Consider the following 19,434-nt stretch of genomic DNA (forward strand, 5'->3'; position numbering starts at 1 on the left):
CTAAATATGCTTATCGCTTAATGGAAAAAGATCATTGCTATTTCAAATAAGTAATCATCCTTTAGGTAAAAAACCAAAGTTTAATGGCCATTATGACTACCATAATTACCAAAAAGCTCTTAATAAATTCATCTCCTTTTTTCACTGAAAATCGACTAGCAAACCATGCCCCAGAACCGGTACCTATTGCCAGCACAAGCCCTACCAACCAAATTACTTTATCATTCAAAACAAATACTACTAAAGCTGCTAGCGAATATATTAATACAACAACAACTTTGGTAGCGTTAGCTTTTACAAGGGTTAACTGATTTACATAGTGTAAAAATAAGATAATTATAAAGCCTAGTCCCGCATTAATAAATCCACCATAAATTCCGAAGAAAAAAAATGCTATAATACCAAGCCACAGCTGTTTACCTGTAATTTTCTCGTACAAATCTTCAGTCTTTAGTTTCGGCTTAAAAATGATGATGAGAACCACTATCATCATGATAATGGCTAATATTTTATTAAATGTATCGCCCTTAATATCAACAGCAATATAGGCACCTAAAATAGCGCCAAACAAAGCTGAAATTCCTAAATAAATATTAAATGGGTACGTAGAGACTCCTTTACTTTTAAATCCTGCGCCTCCCATAAAATTCTGAACAACTACAGCCACTCGGTTTGTTCCGTTGGCTACACTTGGTGGCAACCCTAAAAATATAAGCACAGGCAATGTAATAAGTGATCCTCCGCCAGCTACTGTATTTATAAAACCAACAATAAAACCGACGAATATCAACAAAGGATAATGAAACCATTCTTCCATACGGTAAAAATAAGCTCTAAAAATAAAAGGGCATAACTAAATGCAAAACCTATTTATATAAGTATTCATAAAACTTCATTAATAAAGAATATTCTTACATTTTTTGCGTTACAGTAACATATTCTGTAATCTTTTGCTTCTTTATAGCGTACTAACCAACCATAAATGCAAAAATCTTATTGGATTAATTTCCTTATTCTGATAGTGATTAACTTTTCACTTTCTGCACAAAATACCATTGAAAAACCCAAAATAACTGGGTTTGTAGACTTCAATGGTTATTATGATACTAGAGAGTTTAGTGTACTAACGTACAACATATTAGCAAACGTGAACAGGTTTCAATATTTTTCACTCACCAATTACAAAAGTGGTAAGCAATCTTTTGATTTTGAAACAAATTATGCTGAGCATAATTTAAGATATAGTTTAAGTAAAACTTCACCTCTAGATGTAACATTACAATATGTTATGCGAAATGGTGCTGACAATGATGATTTTAGATTTGGTCTTCGTGCTCGTCTACAGTCTATAAAAAAATTAAGTTCATTTTTTAAAAAGTTGAATATGAGCTATTCTATAAACCCAATGTTCATTCAATTTAGAAGAAACGCAAAAACAAAATACATGTCAATTATAGAACATGTGTATCGTATAAATATTTCCCCCAAAACATTTAAGAACAGGCTTTATTTAGGCGGGTTCATTGATCAGAATTTTAGCTATTTAGACAATGGCGGTGTTGTATTTAAGTATGTAAGTGAACATCAATTAGGGTTTCGATTAATTAATCAGCTTTACGCTATTTTAGAGTTTAGAATCAATGACTTTCTTTCGGATGAAAATTACGGATTAGGGTATGGACTAGAATATAAAATTGTTTTTTAATGTTATTCATTAATTATTAAAGTTGGGGGCTATGGGCATAAAAAATTATTTATCAAACAAATTCGAAATCGATATTAGTATTGAGTCAAAATGGCTCTGTATCGTACTATTAACATTCATTGGTATGGGCTGTCAAGGTCCTGCAAAAGAAGTAGTTAATATTGGCTTTATTGGCCCTTTAACTACCAGAGCAACAGATTTGGGTATAGGGCCTTCTAATGCAATGAAACTAGCTGTAAGTCAATACAATGCCAATAAATTAAAAAATGAACCTCAAATAAATTTATTCATTGAAGATGACCAATGGCTTAAAGAAAATGCTATTCCTGCTTACCATAAATTGAAAGAAGAACACAACATAAAGGTCTTATTTATTAGTAATACCGACGGCACAATGGCGGTACAAAATGAAATATTAAAAGATGGTGTAATTGTAGTAAACCCATTAAATAGTGATGATTTACTCTCAACAACAAATGAAAACACGTTTAGAATTGCAAAAAAAACAGAAGAAGCTAATGGAATAATTGCAATAAGAATTATTGAATTAGGGTTAAAGAAAGTACTCTTTATGCAATACCCTAATGATTATATGACTCGGGCTACCAACGCTGCTATTGATATATTGAAGAAAGCGAATGTAGAATATGAAGTAGTTACTGTAAATATAGGTGAAGTTGATTTCACTGAAGAAATGGCCGAATATAAAGCAGAAGGTTTCGATGCTTATGTCTTCTTCGGATATAAAGAATTAGGTTATGCTATGAAGCAGGCACGTGATTTAGAAATTACTGCTCCATTTTTTGGATCTACTGTTTTACTTGACCCCGCTTTTTACGATAATTCTGAAGGTGCTATAATTGGAACAGAATGCAGTTTTTTCACCCCTGCAGATGGCAATTTTGTATTAGCCAACAAATTTATAGAACAATACTATAACATGTATCATGAGCGGCCAACATCCATCTGGCCGGCTATGCAAGCCTATGATGCAATGAATCTAGTACTTAATGAATTGCGAAACTTTCAAGTTAAGCAAAATGAATATCCGGCATTTTCTGATTGGTTACGTAATAAAATGAAAAACGTTAGGTACTACCAAGGAATCTGTGGAAATATATTAATCTCTGAAAATAGATCTTCTAAGGGTATCTATTTCTCACTATACCGATACGAGTCTAAAGGTAATTTAGAACAGGTAAGGCGTTAATTATTAGATGATTTGAATACAATAAAAAGTAAATTAATACTTGCATTCGGTACAACTATAACAGTACTCTTATTAGTGATGGTACTTAAGTCTCAATATTCAAAAAAGTCTGAAACAATACAAGAAGTAATTGATTTTAGAATAGAGCCAGCTCTTGAGATTCTGCATGAATATCGCACTTTCAATAATGAATTGTTCTTAATAGCTCTCAATAAAATTTCATCGACCAAAAGCGATAAAATAACCAACCGTATGAAAGTTATAACAGAGGTTGAATTGCCACATCTAAACAATAGGGCATTTGATCTTATTGCAACATTTCCTCCGGATGATCCAGAATTCTCATCTTTTAGCAAAATAATTAGCACCTCAGATAATGCCATAATTAATGTGAAGGATATGTTTATTATTCTCCAAACAAATAACGATTATGCGAAAATTGAAAAACTAAATGTTTCATCAACATTATTAAAAGACAAAATAGCCTTACAGTTTAGTGAAATTGACCATTTAGTATCTGCCCTGCAGATAAATTTTAATCTAGAAAGCAAAACTAAAAAAACAGAACTTAATCGGCAATTAATCAATCTTAACAAAATTATTGTTATATCGAGTACCGTTGCCATTTTAATTAGTGTACTAGTAGCCTTTAAAACAATACATTCAATTGTTAAACCAATTAAGATATTACAAGATGGTGCAAAAAGAATTAGTAAAGGAGATTACGAACATAGAGTAACTTTAAATGGAAAAGATGAGCTGAATGAACTTGGGGACAATTTTAATAACATGGCCAATTCGTTAAGTAGGAGTTTTGAAAACATTAATAGTAAAAACAAAGAATTAGAACAATTTGTCTATATAGCTTCTCATGATTTACAAGAACCGCTCAGAACCATTAGTAGTTTTTCAAAAATACTTACAGAGCAATATAAAGGTCAGTTAGATGATACAGGTGAACATAGTCTTCGTTTTATTTCTGAGGCTACCAGCCGAATGCAATTTTTAGTTAAAGATTTAATGGATTATAGTCGATTAGGAAATGACAAATCTTTAGAGACAATTAATTGTGATGAATTAATTTTAGGAGTACAAACTGATTTATCTGAACTAATTAAAGACACCAATACTGATCTAATCTTTAATGAACTACCAAACATTAATGGATACAAAACAGCACTTAGGCTATTATTTCAAAACTTAATAAATAATGCCATGAAATTTCAAAAAAAAGGTGTCAAACCTATTGTTGAAATATTTTATGAAGATGATCAAAACTTTTGGAAATTTGGTGTAAAAGACAACGGAATAGGTATTGCACCAGAACATCAATCTAAAATATTTTCCATCTTTAAACGCTTACACACTAATAAAGAATATCAAGGCACAGGTATTGGTTTAGCGCATTGTCAGAAAATTATTGAAATGCACAAAGGTCGAATATGGGTAGAATCTCAAAAAAATCAGGGTAGCACATTTTATTTCACCTTAGCTAAAAACCCCGATATAGATTCAGTTCTCGTCTAGAAACCAAGCATATAGACCTAATAAATGGCTAATGCTGTTTTTGAGGATAAAAAAATTAGCAACATTAGTAGAAATAAACTGAAACAACCTTTTATCTAATTGAAAAAGGTTGTTATATTTGCAACCGCTATTGGAGGAATGGCAGAGTGGTCGAATGCACCAGTCTTGAAAACTGGCGAGGGTCACACCTCCGGGGGTTCGAATCCCTCTTCCTCCGCAAAAGGAAACCCATAACGAAAGTTATGGGTTTTTTGTTTGTTGGAACTTCTCAAGCCATTAGGCTTGAAAGAAGTGGAAATAAACAAAAAACCAAGCATCGCCTTTTTCTGGCGATGTGGGTTGCTATGCTTGCCCAGGATTTCTAACTGGGATCACGAAAGTATGAGTAATCCTCTTCCGCCGCAAAAAGCCCCGTAAACTAATGTTTACGGGGCTTTGTTTTTTCGGGTGCTAAATGGGGTGCTATTGCCCTTCTTTGAACATAGATTTATTTGGACTTAGTAATTTGAATTATGTTCTATAAAACCTTCGTTTTATAGAACTATTGTTATTGTCCTCTAGGCACACGATTATCACGCTTGGGGAATTTAAGACTATCGGCAGGATAGGTTTCCTTTAGAAAATTCATCTGTGCCTTTGCCCAATCCATGATTTTATTACGTTGCTCATCTGAAAGGTTCGCTTCTGAATGAAGGCCAAAATTGGTGTATGAAGGCAATGGCATTTCTTTATCTTCTACCATTTCGATGATTTCATCAAATTTATGGTTTTGAACAAATAACGGAAGTTGGGTAAACTCCGAAAAGTTCAAATGTTTCTTACCATCATCGACATGATGGTCGAGCCACCAAGCAACTGGTTGTATGTTTGAATACCAAGGGTACTCGGTTTTATTAGAATGGCAGTCATTACAAGAAACCTGCATGAGATGGTTTACATCGCTAGGCACATTATACTTCGTTGAAATGTCATGAGTAAGATCATTCGATTCGTTCTTATCTGGCCAGATGAACTGAATTACAATTAGTATAATTCCTAACCCTATTAAGATTTTTTTAAGCATGATGTACATATTGGTTAAACGTTGTTTTATTTTGACGCGTAATTAAGTAAAGGGTTTAGTCTATTTATAATTTTTCACCCTCTCGTCTTCAATTTTTCCTTTCCAGTTTAATCCGAAAGCAAAATCATAAACGTTTCCATCTGCATCTGTATATGGTTTCATATCGCGTGGTACATCTTCAAATTGTGCTTCTACAGTCAGCATATCAGCTGGCATTTGAAAAGGGAGTAATGCAGAAGGTTCCGTAGCTCCAGTAATGATTTCCATCAAAGCTTGGTCTTGTACGCCCATATGAACTACAATAGCCGAAGCACTTTTTTCAATTTCTGAAAATATCATAGGCTTCCCAACTTTTATAGATATAATTACAGGTTTGTCTCCCATTTTAGCTTTGGTGTCATTTACCAATTTCATATCCGTAGTATTATTTGTGTTTACCGTTTTTCCTTTGTAAGTTCTATTGGTAAAATCTTCTAAATCGCTACCACCAGCTAAACTTACTTCACGAGCCGTATCAGCAGTATACGTATCATATTGCAAGCTTATAGGCATATATCCATTGCCTCCTTTTTCTAAATCAGAAACATCATAACCAACACCACCATCTGGACTTTGAACGCCCACCAAAGCAAAATCTGCTTCTTCTGGAGTATCAACTATATCAAAATATTTAGCAACTACTTCCATGTTAAACGGATATTCCATTTTCTCTTCGGAAGTCATTCCCCACCAATTCGTACTCGGTGCAATATAACGTTGTGGCACATATACTTTTTGCTTCGCTTTTAGTGGAAGAATGTTTCCATGGTTTTTCAATAGCACTACAGAACGTAATTGTGCATCAAAACCAGCTTTCATGAATTCGCTATTCCCTACGATGGCTTTTGTTTCTGCAACATCTAAATACGGATTTTCAAAAAGACCTACTCTAAAAATATTGGTCAACAAACGAACAGCTGATTCTTCAAAACGAGCACGCATGGCTTCTTCGCCCCTTTCAGCAACACCCAACTTATAAGCCTCCAAAACCGGACCCATATCATTATTGCCACCAAATTGGTCCATTCCTGCTTCAATCGCTTTATAGTGACGTGCCGCTTCAGATAAATGTTCAACACCAAAAGGCTTCCCCTCAAATTTATGAACAGCGGACATGTCTCTGGTAATACCCCAATCGGTACACAAAACTCCTTCGTAACCATAGTTTCCTCTTAGTACCTCTGTGATTAAATACTTGTTATAGCCATTGGCAACCTTTTCACCTTCGCCTGAAGAAATGGTATAATAAGGCATTACGGCCGAAGCCATTTTTGTTGGTCCATCTAGCTTAAACGCGCCTTCTACGAAAGGTTTCATGTGGTCTTTAATATTCTTACCCGGATATACCGCATAAGCACCATAACCAAAGTGACCATCACGACCACCTTCTTCTGGGCCACCACCAGGCCAATGTTTTACCATGGCATTTACGCTTTCCATCCCCCAGTCACCACCATCGGTAGATTGAAAGCCATCAACATAGGCTTTTGCTAAATCTGCAGCCAAGTCAGGGTCTTCACCCATTGTGCCATCAAAACGACTCCAACGCGGTTCTGTAGCTAAATCTATTTGAGGAGATAATGCGGTAGAAATACCTAATGCTCTATATTCTTTTGATGCGATTTCTCCGAACTGTTTCATCAAAGTTGGGTCAAAAGTTGCGGCTATTCCTAATGTGCCCGGCCACATCGAAATGTCACCACCAGCACCAGCATTAAATTCTGCATATGAATCACTACCATGACGTGGGTCTGAACTATTATTTATTGGAATTCCTAAATACATTCCTTCTGCTAAAGACTGTGCATTATTGTTCCATTGTGCTGCAGTTGCTGGGTCTTTTACAGAGGTGATGAGTACATGACGTAAATGGTCGTCCGTCAAAAATTTCTTTTGTCCGTCAGATAAATCGCTGGCTGCAGCGCCACTTTCTTCAAAGGGTTTTCCGTTGTACATGGATGAGCCATAACCGCGACTTCCAGAAGGAATTGATTGATGCGAACTGTACAACATCAAACCAGCAATATCTTCTAGACTCATTTGCTTAGCCAAATCTTGAGCACGCTCATTTACAGGCAAACGCCAATCTTCATAGGCATCTAAAGTTCCGTTTTGATTTAAATCTTTAAAAGCATATCTGTCAACGGTTAATATTTTGACTCCAGATTCCGGATGATAGCCTAAGGTGCTTCCGTCGGTATTTGAAACCTGAACAAAACCATCTTTTTCTACGGATGTAAATTTTTCTCCACAGCTGCCTAATAGTAATGATATAGCCAAGATGGTTGTTATTGAATTTAATTTTTTGATTTGCATAAAATGATTTTTACGGTATTACTTCTAACTTTTTTTTCGCTTAGATTTTTTAAAGCCCAAAATATTATTGATTTACATTCTCAATAATAGTAGCATATCCCATACCTACACCCACACACATGGTAGCCAAACCATATTTTCCTCCGGAGCGAACTAATTCGTTCGTTGCCGCTTGAAGTATTCGTGTACCAGACATGCCCAATGGATGACCAATAGCAATTGCCCCGCCGTTAGGGTTTATTCTTGGGTCATTATCTGCCAAGCCTAACTCGCGTGTACAGGCTAATGCTTGAGCGGAAAAGGCTTCGTTGAATTCCAGTACATCCATGTCCTTTAATTCCAAGCCTGCTTTTGCCAAGACTTTTCTTGTGGCGTACACAGGACCAATACCCATTATTTTTGGTTCTACACCCACTACAGCCGAAGCTACTATTCTAGCTTTTGGTGTGAGATTGTATTTTTTCAAGGCATCTTCTGAAACGACTAACATGGCCGCTGCCCCGTCATTTAGTCCAGATGCATTGCCTGCTGTAACTGTTCCGTCTTTTTTGAAGACAGTTTTTAAGGTGGCTAGTTTTTCTAAGGTTGTACTCGGTCTTATAAATTCATCTTGCGCTACGATGACTGCATCTCCTTTTCGTTGTGGAATTTCTACCGGACAAATCTCTTCCCCCAAAATTCCATTTTGCTGAGCTTTGGTAGCTTTCATTTGAGAATTATAGGCAAATAAATCTTGGTCCTCTCGGCTTATGCTAAACATTTCGGCAAGATTTTCGGCGGTGATTCCCATGGCATCGGTGCCGTACATTTCGTGCAGTTTCTTATTGACAAAGCGCCAACCAAAACTAGAATCTTCCATTTTGGAATCATTCCCAAAAGCAACAGTTGATTTTGAAATTACCAATGGACCACGAGACATATGTTCCAAACCACCAGCGATAAAGACGTCACCGTCACCAGCTTTAATAGCTCTATTAGCTTGTACTACCGTTGACATTCCTGACGAACATAATCTGTTTACGGTTTCGCCGGGTACACTATAGGGAAGCCCCGCCAATAGCAAGGCCATACGGGCTACATTTCTATTATCCTCACCTGCTTGATTATGGCACCCTAGTATAACATCATCAATCGCATCTTTGGGTAGATTCGGATATTTTTCGAGTAAGGCCTTGATGGGAATTGCCGCCATATCATCTGCTCTCACTTGTGCCAAAGCACCTCTAAAACTTCCTATTGGGGTTCTTATTGCGTCAACTATATATGCTTCTTTCATTTTTCTACTGTAACTGTTCTACAAATTTGGCTTCGGTTTTTTCACGGACCTCCTCCAGTGTACTACCTGGTAAAATTTTTATAAGGGTCAACTGTCCGTCAATAAATTTGAACACGGCCAATTCCGTAATCAACATATCTACACAGTTAAAATCGGTAATGGGCAACGTGCAATTTTCAACTACTTTTGAACCGCCGTCTCTATCCGTATGACGTAATGTAATAATTAATTTTTTGGCGCCCGATGCTAAATCCATAGCACCACCTACACCTAATAAAGGTTTTCCGGGTACGGACCAGTTGGCCAGATTTCCTTGCGCATCTACTTCCAATCCGCCCATAATGGCCACATCAATATGCCCGCCACGAATCATGGCAAAACTATCGGCACTATCAAAATAACTGCTTCCAGGCAACGCCGTAACGGGTACTTTACCTGCATTTACAGGATAATACATAGCGCCGCCACCATCTTTTGGTTCGGGACCTACACCGAGCATTCCGTTTTCGGTATGTAGAATGATGCCGTCTTCTGGTTTTATCAAATCGGCTACTAAAGTTGGGATGCCAATTCCAAGATTCACCACATCGCCTTTTTCTAATTCCGCAAACGCACGTTTGGCCATATTCATTCGTTTTTCATCAATTACTTTTGACGAACCTACCGATGCTGATGAACCCAAATCTTCTTCCGTTAGTTTTCGCTCCACCAAATAGTCTACAAAACAACCTGGAGTATGAATCTCATTAGGGTCAATTTCCCCATTAGGAACAATTTCTTGCACTTCGGCAATTACAATATCAGCAGCTGTTGCCATGGCTCTATTGAAATTTTGTTCCGTCATGCGGTATTGCAGATTTCCTGCCGTATCTGCTTTCCAAGCTCTTATGATGGCTACATTTCCTCTAATACCTTCTATAAAAACTTGCTCTTTTCCATTAAGCATTTTAGTTTCTCGTCCTTCAGCGATTAAGGTTCCTGCCGATGTGGGCGTATAAAATCCGCCAATACCTGCACCACCTGCCCGTATAGCTTCTGCCAAAGTTCCTTGAGGCAATAATTCATATTCCACACGACCTTCTTGTGCCGCTAAAACGGCTTCTCTATTCGAAGTGAAAAAAGAGCCAATCATTTTCTTTAATTGACCATTGTTCAACAAGCGACCACCGCCCATATTAGGTTCGCCTACATTGTTTGCAATAAAGGTGAGGTCTTTGGTCTTGGTCTTTGCCAATTCATGAATGATATTCACTGGGTTACCCGTCATACCAAAGCCACCCCCTAAAATGATGTCGCCATCTTTTACTAAACTTGCCGCTTTTTCAGCACTTATTATTGGAACTGTTTTCATTGATATTTAATTTTTAAACGATTCAAACGGTAGCCCTACATAGTTCTCTGCTATGGTGGTTTTATATGCTCTAGATACTTTTAGATAATCAAATTTTGCTTTTTGTAAGCGATAGCTAAATGACCCATGAGCATCTTGTTTGTGAAATAGCTTCGTCATGAAATTCGAAAAATCCTGCGCTCTCCAAATTCTACGAAGGGCATCATTGGTATAGGTGTCGAGTAACGTTTCAGAATTCGTTGTATAATAGGCCACAAAGGTGTCAACCATATGCTTAACATCGGCAATGGCCAAATTCATGCCTTTACCCCCTGTTGGTGGAACTATATGTGCAGCATCGCCAGCCAATAATAATCTCCCACTTCGTAAACTATCAATCATATGGCTGCGCATTGGGGTAATGCTTTTTTCAAAAATAGGACCTTCTTCAAGTTCAAACCCTGGGGTCGCCAAACGTTTGGAAAGTTCACTCCAGATACGGTCGTCGGACCAATTATCGACCGATTCATTATTGTCTACTTGAACATATAATCTGCTTACGGTCTCCGAACGTAAACTATGTAAGGCAAAACCATTTTCATGATAGGCATAAATCAATTCGTCTGTTGAAGGCGCTACATTTGCTAATATTCCCAACCAGCTGAACGGATAGGTAATATCATAGGACTGGAAACTTTTCTTTGGCAAGGTCTTACGTCCAATTCCATGAAAACCATCACAGGCCACCACAAAATCGCATTCCAGAATGCCTTCTTCGCCGTCTTTTTCAAAATGTATTTTAGGACGCTTCGTATCAAAATCTATTATTTTGGTCGCCCTGGTTTCAAAGTGTAGTTCTCCGCCCTCTTGCAACCAAGCATCCGTAAGGTCTTTGGTAATTTCCTGCTGACCATAAATTGTTATGGTTCTTCCCCTGGTTAACTCCCCAAAAGGAATATGAATACGCTCTTCATCAAAACTTAGGTATACGCCATCATGAACAATACCTTCTTTTTTCATTCGAGCATCAAGACCTAATTCTTTCAAGATATCTTTGGTATTCTGTTCTACCAAGCCAGCACGTACTCTTCCTTCTACATATGCTCTAGAGCGCAATTCCAAAACTACCGCCGAGATTCCGTGTTTTTTCAACCAGTTGGCCAAAACCATACCTGATGGCCCTGCACCTATAATTCCGACTTGTGTTTTGATGCTTATCATACTACTTATATCCCAAGCCTAAATTTTCAAATACTTCTTCTGCAGAATGCAGCGCATCATTGGCTGCGGGTAAACCGCAGTAGATACCTGATTGCAATATCACTTCTTTGATTTCATCAATTGTAACTCCGTTATTAAAAGCGGCTTTAACATGCATTTTAAACTCGGCCTTTTTATTCAAAGGAATTAACATGGCTAGAGTTATTAAACTGCGACTATGTTTTGGTAAACCGGGTCTTGTCCAAATTTCTCCCCATGCATAATGTGAAATAAATTCTTGAAAATCAGTATTGAACTCATTTTTGTTGCCGTTTGCTTTATCTACATGAGCATTGCCTAAAACAGTACGGCGCACATGCATTCCTCTATCAAAAGTGTCTTCGCCAACTATAAAATTAATAAGCGCTTCTGCGTATTTGGCAGGTAGTTCTGTGCTCGGTAAGTGTCTGGCATGAAACACTTTTAGTTTTGCACCTGCTATTTCTTTTTGCATCACTTGTGCCTGAGCTACATTGGTAACAGCATCTTCATCGCCTGTAATGATTAAAGTTTCTGAAGAAATTGTTTTTATGGTAGCCCTAAAATTAGCATTGCCAATTGCCGCGCAACAGGCGGTGTACCCTGCTGTTCTGTTCGCTAAAAATATGTTGGTCATTTCCGCTACGCGGGATGGATTCGTTTTATGATAACTCGTCGTAAACCATTTTTCCATAGTGCCAACTACAATGGACTGCATCCCTTGTTCATTAATGGTTATAACACGCTCATCCCAACCTTCCACAGTGCCAATTTTGGAGTCGGTATTGCTGATAATAAGCTTGTGCAATCTTTCAGGATGATTGATTCCCAACCATTGTCCGATTAACCCGCCCATAGATAATCCGCAGAAAGAAACCTTTTCTATGCTTAAATCATCCAATAGGTCGATAACATCTTGGCCGAGCATTTCTATGGTATACGGACCTTCAGTAATTTCACTTTGTCCATGTCCTCTTGTATCATATTGCAGGACCCTGAAATAGGGCAATAAATGAGGTACAAGCTCATCCCACATGGTTAAGTCGGCTCCTAAAGAGTTGGAGAACATCAGCACCGGACTATTTTGTGTCCCTTGAATTTTATAATTTGTTTTCATACCCTTATGAATACTTTTTTAATATGGTTTCTACCCAAGAAACACTATTGCCAATAGCATTTTCTGGCTTGAATAATTCCTCAATATTTTCAATTTGCGAATGCATTTCTAACACCACATCCTTTAAATGTTTTTGCTTTTGTATAGCTATAGTACATGCTTTTTTTACCGACTCATGCGCTTGCATTTTTCCTAAAGATTTTGATAAATGCAAGGATACTTTTTCGGCATAAATGAGTCCGTTTGTGATTTCGATATTTTGAAGCATACGTTCTTTGTCCACTTCTAAATTGCTGATTAAATCAACAGATTTGACTAAAGAACCGCTCGTCAAATTCATCAATTGGGTAAGTGTTTCCCATTCCGCATGCCATAATCCGGCAGAACGTTCATGCTCTTGAGGCATTGCCGATAGCATTGTAGCCACTAAACCGGGAGTACGAATGGCATTGCTAAGAATAAGTGCGCAACCAACAGGATTTCGTTTATGTGGCATAGTACTAGAACCACCTTTACCTTCTGCGGCACCTTCAAAAACTTCAGCAACTTCAGTCTGCATTAACAGGGAAATATCTTTTGCTATTTTTCCCATACTTGCAGATAGCATTCCTAAAAAGGAAGCGAATTCAACTAACGAATCTCGTTGTGATTGCCAGGGGAACGATTGATTTAAGTCAAGCTTTTTCGCAAATGCTTCTTGTACTTCAGCGGTAATCGAATCATTGCCACAACCTACAGCGCCTCCGAGTTGAATACAAAAAAGACGGTCTTTCAATTCTGAAAGTCTATTTTTGCTTCGAGCGATGCTTTCTAACCAGCCGGCAGTCTTCACGCCAAAGGTCATGGGTTTAGCTTGCTGCAAAAGGGTTCTACCCATCATTAAGGTTTGCACATGTTCTTTGGTTAAGGAAAGTAACGCATCCTGTAAAGAATTCAATTTCTTATCTAACCATACTACATATTCTTTAATTGTAAGTATGGTGGCAGTATCAATAATATCTTGGCTAGTTGCTCCTAAATGCACATGTTTTGATGCTTCAAAATCTTGATTTTTAATAACCTTTGTCAGTTGTTTAACCAAAGGGATGGCAGCATTTCCGCCCAAAACAATATCGTTCTTCAAGGAGATTTGGTCAATTGCATCTACAACACAACAATCTGAAATAATTTTCGCTGCAGATTCAGGAATAATACCAACTTCGCCTTGTGCCATAGCTAGTGCCGCTTCAACTTTTAATAGTTGCGCAATAGCATTTCTATCTGAAAACAACTCAGACAATTCACGGGCATAAAATGTTTCGGAATATAATGACATTGCAATGATTTAAATTAAAGGTCAAAAAAGACCGTTTCTTTTTGGCCTTGCATATGAATGTCAATGCTATATTTTTGTCCCACTTTTTCAGCAATTAGGGTGTTTCTTCTTTTTGCATCAACTGAATTTAAAACTTTATCAGATGCATTCAAACTGCTTTCATCAGCGAAATAAATACGTGTATAGGTATGTAATAACTGACCTCGCATAAACAGAATTACATTGATAAATGGGGCTTGACCATTAACTGATTTTGGCTTTATTGTTTTAAATATAAAACGGTTGTTTTCTTCAGTACCCGTACCAAATCTTCCGTATAATTTATGCTCGCCATCATCTTGCCATAATTCTACCATAGCATCATCAATAGCTTGCCCTTCGCCATCGAATACGGTACCTGAAATTTCTATTGTTTCTGGTGCATCTATATCTGCAACCATATTATTATCTACCCAAGATTTGAATTCATAATCGTATTGGGTTGGTGTGAGCCCGTATGCAAAAAATGGACCTATGGTCTGTGATGGGGTTTGTAAGTGTTTTTTATCCATGGCTATATTGGTCTAAAGATTTTCAAATGGAGTGGCATTATGGCCACGTAAAACAATATCAAAACGATACCCAAGCGCAAAATCAGGCTCTGTTAAAGCAAGGTCAAATTTTGAAATTAGCAAATCCCTTCCTTTTAAAGGAATGGATTGCACCATAGGGTCAAATTCTAGTAATGGGTCACCAGGAAAATACATTTGCGTAATCAAACGACTAGTAATATCTCCGCCAAAAAGGGAAAAATGAATATGGTTAGGACGCCATGCATTTGGGTGGTTTCCCCAAGAGTACGCTCCGGGTTTGATGGTGTAGAATTTGTAGTTTCCTTCAGCATCGGTCATACAGCGACCCGCACCTGAAAAATTTGGGTCTAATGGCGCATCGTGTTGGTCTGCTTTATGAATATAGCGTCCCGATGAATTGGCTTGCCAGATTTCAAGTAAGGTATATGGAATAGGGTGTCCTTTTTCATTGGTCACCTTACCATGAACCACAATACGCTCCCCAAGAGGTTCTCCGTTTTTAACCGCATTCTTGGTTAGGTCATGGTCTAATACGCCTAATTTAAAATCTTTAAACACAGGCCCTGTTAGGCTTAGTTCCGATTTTTTAGGCATCACTAAGGGTTTGGTAGGTGCTCTAATTATTGTTGATTTATAACCCTCGTACAAATAACTGGGTTGAATCTCTTTATCAAATCCGGATTGAATAATATTACTCATAGCTTCAATTTGAAGGTTGTTGCATCGAAGGTAAAGGCATATTTCAAAATGAGGTTGGACAAATTCCATTTATACTTGTACAGAATAAACATTTATTTAATACGTATATTTGTCCGTATGCTAATTAATAGCTATAAAATGCTTTATTATAGTTATTTATGATATTTTTAGGTTTATATTAAACTTGTTTAAAATATACATTAATGAATGAAATATTAAGATACCAAGGCTTATACGGCGAGCATCAACAGCCTTTGGTGACCGACTTTATACATATTGAACCCTTAGAGGATCGCAGTAAAATTTACGAGTGGGAGATTGCCGAGCATATTCATACAGATTTGGTGCAGTTGTTTGTCATAGAAGTAGGTAGCGGTGTTTTACTTTCTGAAGGTAACCGTATTGAACTTGCTGCTCCCTGTGTGGTTACGGTACCTGCCAACGTATTACATGGGTTTCATTTTGAGCCTTCTATTGTTGGGGAGGTCATTACCCTCTCCGTATCTTTTTATGACACACTTTTACAGGATAAAGCCAGTATTAAAAAGCAGAGTAACCAATTGAACTGTTTTTCCTTTTTAGAGAACACCACTACTTTTTCTGATGTGCGGTATCTTAAAGACAAAATACAAAATGAAATTTTTGATGATGCTCCAGAAAAACTTTTAGCTTTAAGAAGGTATTTTGAATTGGTGTATCTAGCGCTTTTTCGTGAAAAATTCAGAAATACGGCAGATGCCTTACTTTCTAATAATAAAAACTTGGCGTATTATCAGCAATTTCAAGAATTGATACGACAACATGCGCAGAACCTGTTGAGTATAAAGAAATTTGCCGATGCCCTAGGCATTACCCAAACCCACCTTAACCGTGTTTGCCATACCGTAACCGGAAAATCTGCCCTTAAAGTGGTGCAAGATTTTACCATAAACGAGGCCAAAAAATACCTTTTAAACACCTCATACTCCATAGCAGAAGTAGCTTACTTTTTGAATTTTAACGACCCTGCCTATTTTAGTCGCTTGTTTAAAAAGCGGGTGGGCGTAGCACCTGGCGAGTTTAGGAAGGGATGATTTTTGGTTGGTGGTTGGTTTTGGATAATGGTCTGGTGTATGAAATATAGCGTGTAAAAAGACGCTGACTTTTCGGATTAACACAGAGCCGAATTTTTATCTTTTGTTTTTATCTTTTCTATTTTAAAAGCCAAATTTAAAAATTTTGCGGTCTTCTCAAATACATATAAACCTCTCAAAAAGCCCTTAATAGCTATGTTTTATACACGTTGTTATGTGCAGGCTTTATTCTTCGTTCGTTCCGAAATCCAATTTGATTTGCTTTTTCTCTTCGATTATTTCTTTTCCTCTTTTTGTTATAATTGTTGTTTCGCCTTCAAATACATTAGTTACATCAAAAACATTTATTTCGGTTATTTTAATATTTCCTTCATCATCCATTTCCTTTTCAAATTCCAACAAACATTTAATTGATGTTCCGTTTTGAAAACTTACCTCACGGTTTAAGACTGAATTTTTGAAATCTGAATCTAATAGATTGAAACTAATTGGTTTTGTATCATAATATCCTCTCCATTTTATTTTTCCGCTTTTGAGAACGGGTGAAACTATTTCAATATTAGCGTCTTCAACAAACTCTGAATCAATTTTTACTTTATGAACGATGAATTTATTAAAATCCTCTCGCAAAACTTTTTTCTCTTTTGAAAGAGGAACATTGTTTTCATCTAATTCAGTTGTACTAATCTGTTCAATTTTATTTTCTTTTAATAAGTTAGAATAGAAATTTGAACGATGAAATCTAATTTTATCAGTATTTGATATTAGGATTGTTAAATTCTCAATAATTATTGTGCTTTCTGCTTCTGAAATATCCTCTTTTTCTAAGTCTCTCTTTAGTTTTTTAATATTAAGTTGAGACTCCTCTAGTTGGGATTTTTCAAGTTCTGGGTTCTTGGTTAATTGGTCGGAAATAATATTTGTTAAAACACCAGAAAAGATAACTCCGATAACAGCCAGTATTTTGGTAATTTGCTTTTTAGTTTTTTTCTTTTTTAGGATTTTAATGAACTCCTTAATACCGCCTTCGGTTAAGGCTTCAATTTCGAAACTCAAATCGAGTTCCAAAATATCAGAAATCTCTTTAAAAACCTTTAATAATTCAGCTTCTGCTTTATTCTTGACAAAGGCGTCCATTGAATGGCTTTTTTCCGATAAGTAATAATGTAATTCAAGTTTTTCCATTTATTTACTTTAAAGAATAATTTTTATCTCAATTAGTGATGTTGCTTTAGCTTGCACCTAGCGGTCTCAAATATGAAACGTAGCGTGTAAATAGACGCTAACTTTTCGGATTATACACGAGCCAAATTTTTTAATTTTTCTTTTTATCTTAAATTTCTTAAAAAGCCTAATTTAAAAATTTGGCGGTCATAGCAAATAGGTAAAAACCTCTTGGAAAGCCTATATTAGCTATGTTTTATATTTATATTTGCGCGTAGACTTTTCCGCTCTAAATTCCACAACTTTCATTAAAATATTGTCAAAATGTCTAATCGATAACATTCCGCTGTATTCCTTTTCCAGTAATTTTTTCTGTTCGTAGCATTTGTAAAAAAATGTTGCGTACTCTTTATCAATTCCATTAGCGCCCAATTCCGTTTTATGCTTTCTCGGCAATTTTGTTTTCAATAGGCGGATTCCCTTCACTGCTCTTGTGTCGTAAATAAAGAACAGATTGGGTAAATGGAAATGTAAATATTTTGAGCAAAAAGAACGTTTATTCTGTTCGGTAATTTCTTTAATCAATTCGGTTAAATACAAGTGAAGTTTTAGAATATCTGCAATATTTTTTTCGTTCACTTCAGTTTCCAATTTTAATTCACCTATAAAAACGTCCAATTTTGAGTTTTTAATCATTGGTGCAACTTTGTCGATATAAAAGTTGTTGTTTTCTTCTGTTTTATTTTTCCGCCTCTCAATTGCGGCTGCGTATGCTCTTCCAATTAATATTACTTTACCAACAATTATGTCAATCCGTTTGTGTTCAAAATTCTGTTGACACATTTTGTATAGAATTTCATTTCCAAAATCCCATTCGGTTTGTTCAGTTTTAATGATGAGTTGTTTATTAATCAATATCGAGAGCTTTTTTTAGACCTTGCTGTATTATTACTTTCATCAGTTGTTCCACTCCAATTTTTTTTGCTTTTTTAACTAATTCTGGTAGTATATTTCTTTTTGGCGTAATAATTTTTTGGCTATCTTTTAAATAATCTTCGATTGATGAAAATAATTCTTCAAATGCAAACATTCTGTCTGGTTCAGATAGTTCAACTATTTGAACATCTTCAACATCGCTATCTTCCATTTTGAAAAATACAACACAAGGTAAAGTTGTTTTATCTTGTATTTCAAATGCTCCTAAAAATATTTCGTTAAATTCTTGGACAAGTCTTTTGTTCTCAGAGTCAATATAGAAAACGGACAAATCTTTTCCGGAAAGTCTGTCTAATCTGGTAAATCCACCACGATTTTTAAAAATATCGCGTATTTGCTGATTGTGAAATTCGTAAAATATAAAAGCAAAAGATTTCGCTCGATTATCGCTTAAATGCTTTTCGCAAATTTCAAAAAATCGTTTTAAAAACTGTTTATAGGAATAACCTATTCCACTTTTTTCTCCTTGTTCTTGAATTGGTACCATATTTTTTTTTCAGCTTACGCACAACTATTGAATATAGATACAAGTTACTATATTCAGGAATATGATTAATCACACCTTCACATCCTTACAAGCGGCTCTAATCTCTAAAGCAGTAGAGGGAAGTATGCTTTCGTATTCCCTCGAAAGATAAAAATTCTTACAAGAAGAGTAGTACGGTTTTCCGTAAAAGTTGGTTGTGGGTTGTTTGTTGTTTGTTGTTGGTTGTTGATTGTTCGTTGTTGGTTGTTGGTTTACCTCAAACACAAATCTAGGAGCACCTTTGGTTACCTACTGCTACTAAAAAGT

17 protein-coding genes and 1 tRNA gene are annotated in these 19,434 nt (G+C 36.3%); 5 read left to right on the forward strand and 13 right to left on the reverse strand.

The features are described from left to right. Positions 1 to 61: 61 nt before the first annotated feature. The gene (locus JQC67_RS14255) at positions 62 to 817 is read right to left on the reverse strand and encodes a sulfite exporter TauE/SafE family protein (protein WP_203253592.1); all 756 of its coding nucleotides are present in this window, start codon (positions 815 to 817) and stop codon (positions 62 to 64) included. A 165-nt stretch (positions 818 to 982) separates the two neighbouring features. Between JQC67_RS14255 and JQC67_RS14260 the strand changes: the two genes are divergently transcribed. The 4 genes from JQC67_RS14260 (at position 983) to JQC67_RS14275 (ending at position 4,659) form a co-directional block, all read left to right on the forward strand. After that, positions 983 to 1,705: a hypothetical protein gene (locus JQC67_RS14260; protein ID WP_203253593.1), complete on the forward strand. Its 723-nt coding sequence runs from the start codon at positions 983 to 985 to the stop codon at positions 1,703 to 1,705. A 31-nt stretch (positions 1,706 to 1,736) separates the two neighbouring features. Beyond that, complete coding sequence (locus tag JQC67_RS14265; protein WP_203253594.1) at positions 1,737 to 2,915, forward strand: ABC transporter substrate-binding protein; 1,179 nt, start codon at positions 1,737 to 1,739, stop codon at positions 2,913 to 2,915. 12 nt (positions 2,916 to 2,927) lie between these two features. Next, entirely contained in the window at positions 2,928 to 4,442 is a 1,515-nt protein-coding gene (locus JQC67_RS14270) for a sensor histidine kinase (RefSeq protein WP_203253595.1), read from the forward strand. A 132-nt stretch (positions 4,443 to 4,574) separates the two neighbouring features. Further along, a tRNA-Ser gene (locus JQC67_RS14275) sits at positions 4,575 to 4,659 on the forward strand. A gap of 330 nt (positions 4,660 to 4,989) precedes the next feature. Here the strand turns inward: JQC67_RS14275 and JQC67_RS14280 are convergent. From JQC67_RS14280 to pcaH, 9 genes are all read right to left on the reverse strand, one after another. Further along, positions 4,990 to 5,505, reverse strand: a complete 516-nt coding sequence (locus JQC67_RS14280; RefSeq protein ID WP_203253596.1) for a heme-binding domain-containing protein — start codon at positions 5,503 to 5,505, stop codon at positions 4,990 to 4,992. Positions 5,506 to 5,565: 60 nt separating this feature from the next. After that, the gene (locus tag JQC67_RS14285) at positions 5,566 to 7,860 is read right to left on the reverse strand and encodes a glycoside hydrolase family 3 protein (RefSeq protein WP_203253597.1); all 2,295 of its coding nucleotides are present in this window, start codon (positions 7,858 to 7,860) and stop codon (positions 5,566 to 5,568) included. A 64-nt stretch (positions 7,861 to 7,924) separates the two neighbouring features. After that, complete coding sequence (pcaF, locus tag JQC67_RS14290; RefSeq protein WP_203253598.1) at positions 7,925 to 9,136, reverse strand: 3-oxoadipyl-CoA thiolase; 1,212 nt, start codon at positions 9,134 to 9,136, stop codon at positions 7,925 to 7,927. Between the two features lie 4 nt (positions 9,137 to 9,140). Next, positions 9,141 to 10,487 (reverse strand): 3-oxoacid CoA-transferase, encoded by a 1,347-nt coding sequence (locus JQC67_RS14295; protein ID WP_203253599.1) that lies wholly within the window; start codon positions 10,485 to 10,487, stop codon positions 9,141 to 9,143. Between the two features lie 6 nt (positions 10,488 to 10,493). Then, the gene (locus JQC67_RS14300) at positions 10,494 to 11,687 is read right to left on the reverse strand and encodes a 4-hydroxybenzoate 3-monooxygenase (protein ID WP_203253600.1); all 1,194 of its coding nucleotides are present in this window, start codon (positions 11,685 to 11,687) and stop codon (positions 10,494 to 10,496) included. A gap of 1 nt (position 11,688) precedes the next feature. Then, positions 11,689 to 12,822, reverse strand: a complete 1,134-nt coding sequence (gene pcaDC / locus JQC67_RS19075; protein WP_238934802.1) for a bifunctional 3-oxoadipate enol-lactonase/4-carboxymuconolactone decarboxylase PcaDC — start codon at positions 12,820 to 12,822, stop codon at positions 11,689 to 11,691. A 4-nt stretch (positions 12,823 to 12,826) separates the two neighbouring features. Beyond that, a complete protein-coding gene (pcaB, locus tag JQC67_RS14310; RefSeq protein ID WP_203253601.1) occupies positions 12,827 to 14,137 on the reverse strand; it encodes a 3-carboxy-cis,cis-muconate cycloisomerase in 1,311 nt (436 codons plus the stop codon). Positions 14,138 to 14,151: 14 nt separating this feature from the next. After that, a complete protein-coding gene (gene pcaG / locus JQC67_RS14315) occupies positions 14,152 to 14,688 on the reverse strand; it encodes a protocatechuate 3,4-dioxygenase subunit alpha (protein WP_203253602.1) in 537 nt (178 codons plus the stop codon). 12 nt (positions 14,689 to 14,700) lie between these two features. Next, on the reverse strand, positions 14,701 to 15,408 hold the full coding sequence (pcaH, locus tag JQC67_RS14320; RefSeq protein WP_203253603.1) for a protocatechuate 3,4-dioxygenase subunit beta: 708 nt from the start codon (positions 15,406 to 15,408) through the stop codon (positions 14,701 to 14,703). Between the two features lie 203 nt (positions 15,409 to 15,611). Here pcaH and JQC67_RS14325 point away from each other — a divergent pair, with 203 nt between their 5' ends. Continuing rightward, positions 15,612 to 16,481: a helix-turn-helix domain-containing protein gene (locus JQC67_RS14325; protein ID WP_203253604.1), complete on the forward strand. Its 870-nt coding sequence runs from the start codon at positions 15,612 to 15,614 to the stop codon at positions 16,479 to 16,481. A 225-nt stretch (positions 16,482 to 16,706) separates the two neighbouring features. Here JQC67_RS14325 and JQC67_RS14330 read toward each other — a convergent pair whose 3' ends face one another. From JQC67_RS14330 to JQC67_RS14340, 3 genes are all read right to left on the reverse strand, one after another. Then, positions 16,707 to 17,666, reverse strand: coding sequence for a hypothetical protein (locus JQC67_RS14330; RefSeq protein ID WP_203253605.1), 960 nt, complete (start codon positions 17,664 to 17,666; stop codon positions 16,707 to 16,709). Between the two features lie 228 nt (positions 17,667 to 17,894). Beyond that, positions 17,895 to 18,560, reverse strand: coding sequence for a hypothetical protein (locus tag JQC67_RS14335; RefSeq protein ID WP_203253606.1), 666 nt, complete (start codon positions 18,558 to 18,560; stop codon positions 17,895 to 17,897). Then, positions 18,553 to 19,128 (reverse strand): hypothetical protein, encoded by a 576-nt coding sequence (locus tag JQC67_RS14340; protein WP_203253607.1) that lies wholly within the window; start codon positions 19,126 to 19,128, stop codon positions 18,553 to 18,555. Before JQC67_RS14340 ends, JQC67_RS14335 begins: the two co-directional genes overlap by 8 nt. Positions 19,129 to 19,434: the final 306 nt, after the last annotated feature.

This window comes from Aurantibacter crassamenti (assembly GCF_016811105.1).
GTDB classification, from domain to species: domain Bacteria; phylum Bacteroidota; class Bacteroidia; order Flavobacteriales; family Flavobacteriaceae; genus Aurantibacter_A; species Aurantibacter_A crassamenti.

What these genes read in the sequence shown, in the direction of transcription:
- JQC67_RS14255 (WP_203253592.1), bottom strand. Translation starts at nt 817, where the DNA reads ATGGAAGAATGGTTTCATTATCCTTTGTTGATATTCGTCGGTTTTATT.
- JQC67_RS14260 (WP_203253593.1), top strand. Translation starts at nt 983, where the DNA reads ATGCAAAAATCTTATTGGATTAATTTCCTTATTCTGATAGTGATTAAC.
- JQC67_RS14265 (WP_203253594.1), top strand. Translation starts at nt 1,737, where the DNA reads ATGGGCATAAAAAATTATTTATCAAACAAATTCGAAATCGATATTAGT.
- JQC67_RS14280 (WP_203253596.1), bottom strand. Translation starts at nt 5,505, where the DNA reads ATGCTTAAAAAAATCTTAATAGGGTTAGGAATTATACTAATTGTAATT.
- JQC67_RS14285 (WP_203253597.1), bottom strand. Translation starts at nt 7,860, where the DNA reads ATGCAAATCAAAAAATTAAATTCAATAACAACCATCTTGGCTATATCA.
- pcaF (WP_203253598.1), bottom strand. Translation starts at nt 9,136, where the DNA reads ATGAAAGAAGCATATATAGTTGACGCAATAAGAACCCCAATAGGAAGT.
- JQC67_RS14295 (WP_203253599.1), bottom strand. Translation starts at nt 10,487, where the DNA reads ATGAAAACAGTTCCAATAATAAGTGCTGAAAAAGCGGCAAGTTTAGTA.
- JQC67_RS14300 (WP_203253600.1), bottom strand. Translation starts at nt 11,687, where the DNA reads ATGATAAGCATCAAAACACAAGTCGGAATTATAGGTGCAGGGCCATCA.
- pcaDC (WP_238934802.1), bottom strand. Translation starts at nt 12,822, where the DNA reads ATGAAAACAAATTATAAAATTCAAGGGACACAAAATAGTCCGGTGCTG.
- pcaB (WP_203253601.1), bottom strand. Translation starts at nt 14,137, where the DNA reads ATGTCATTATATTCCGAAACATTTTATGCCCGTGAATTGTCTGAGTTG.
- pcaG (WP_203253602.1), bottom strand. Translation starts at nt 14,688, where the DNA reads ATGGATAAAAAACACTTACAAACCCCATCACAGACCATAGGTCCATTT.
- pcaH (WP_203253603.1), bottom strand. Translation starts at nt 15,408, where the DNA reads ATGAGTAATATTATTCAATCCGGATTTGATAAAGAGATTCAACCCAGT.
- JQC67_RS14325 (WP_203253604.1), top strand. Translation starts at nt 15,612, where the DNA reads ATGAATGAAATATTAAGATACCAAGGCTTATACGGCGAGCATCAACAG.
- JQC67_RS14330 (WP_203253605.1), bottom strand. Translation starts at nt 17,666, where the DNA reads ATGGAAAAACTTGAATTACATTATTACTTATCGGAAAAAAGCCATTCA.
- JQC67_RS14340 (WP_203253607.1), bottom strand. Translation starts at nt 19,128, where the DNA reads ATGGTACCAATTCAAGAACAAGGAGAAAAAAGTGGAATAGGTTATTCC.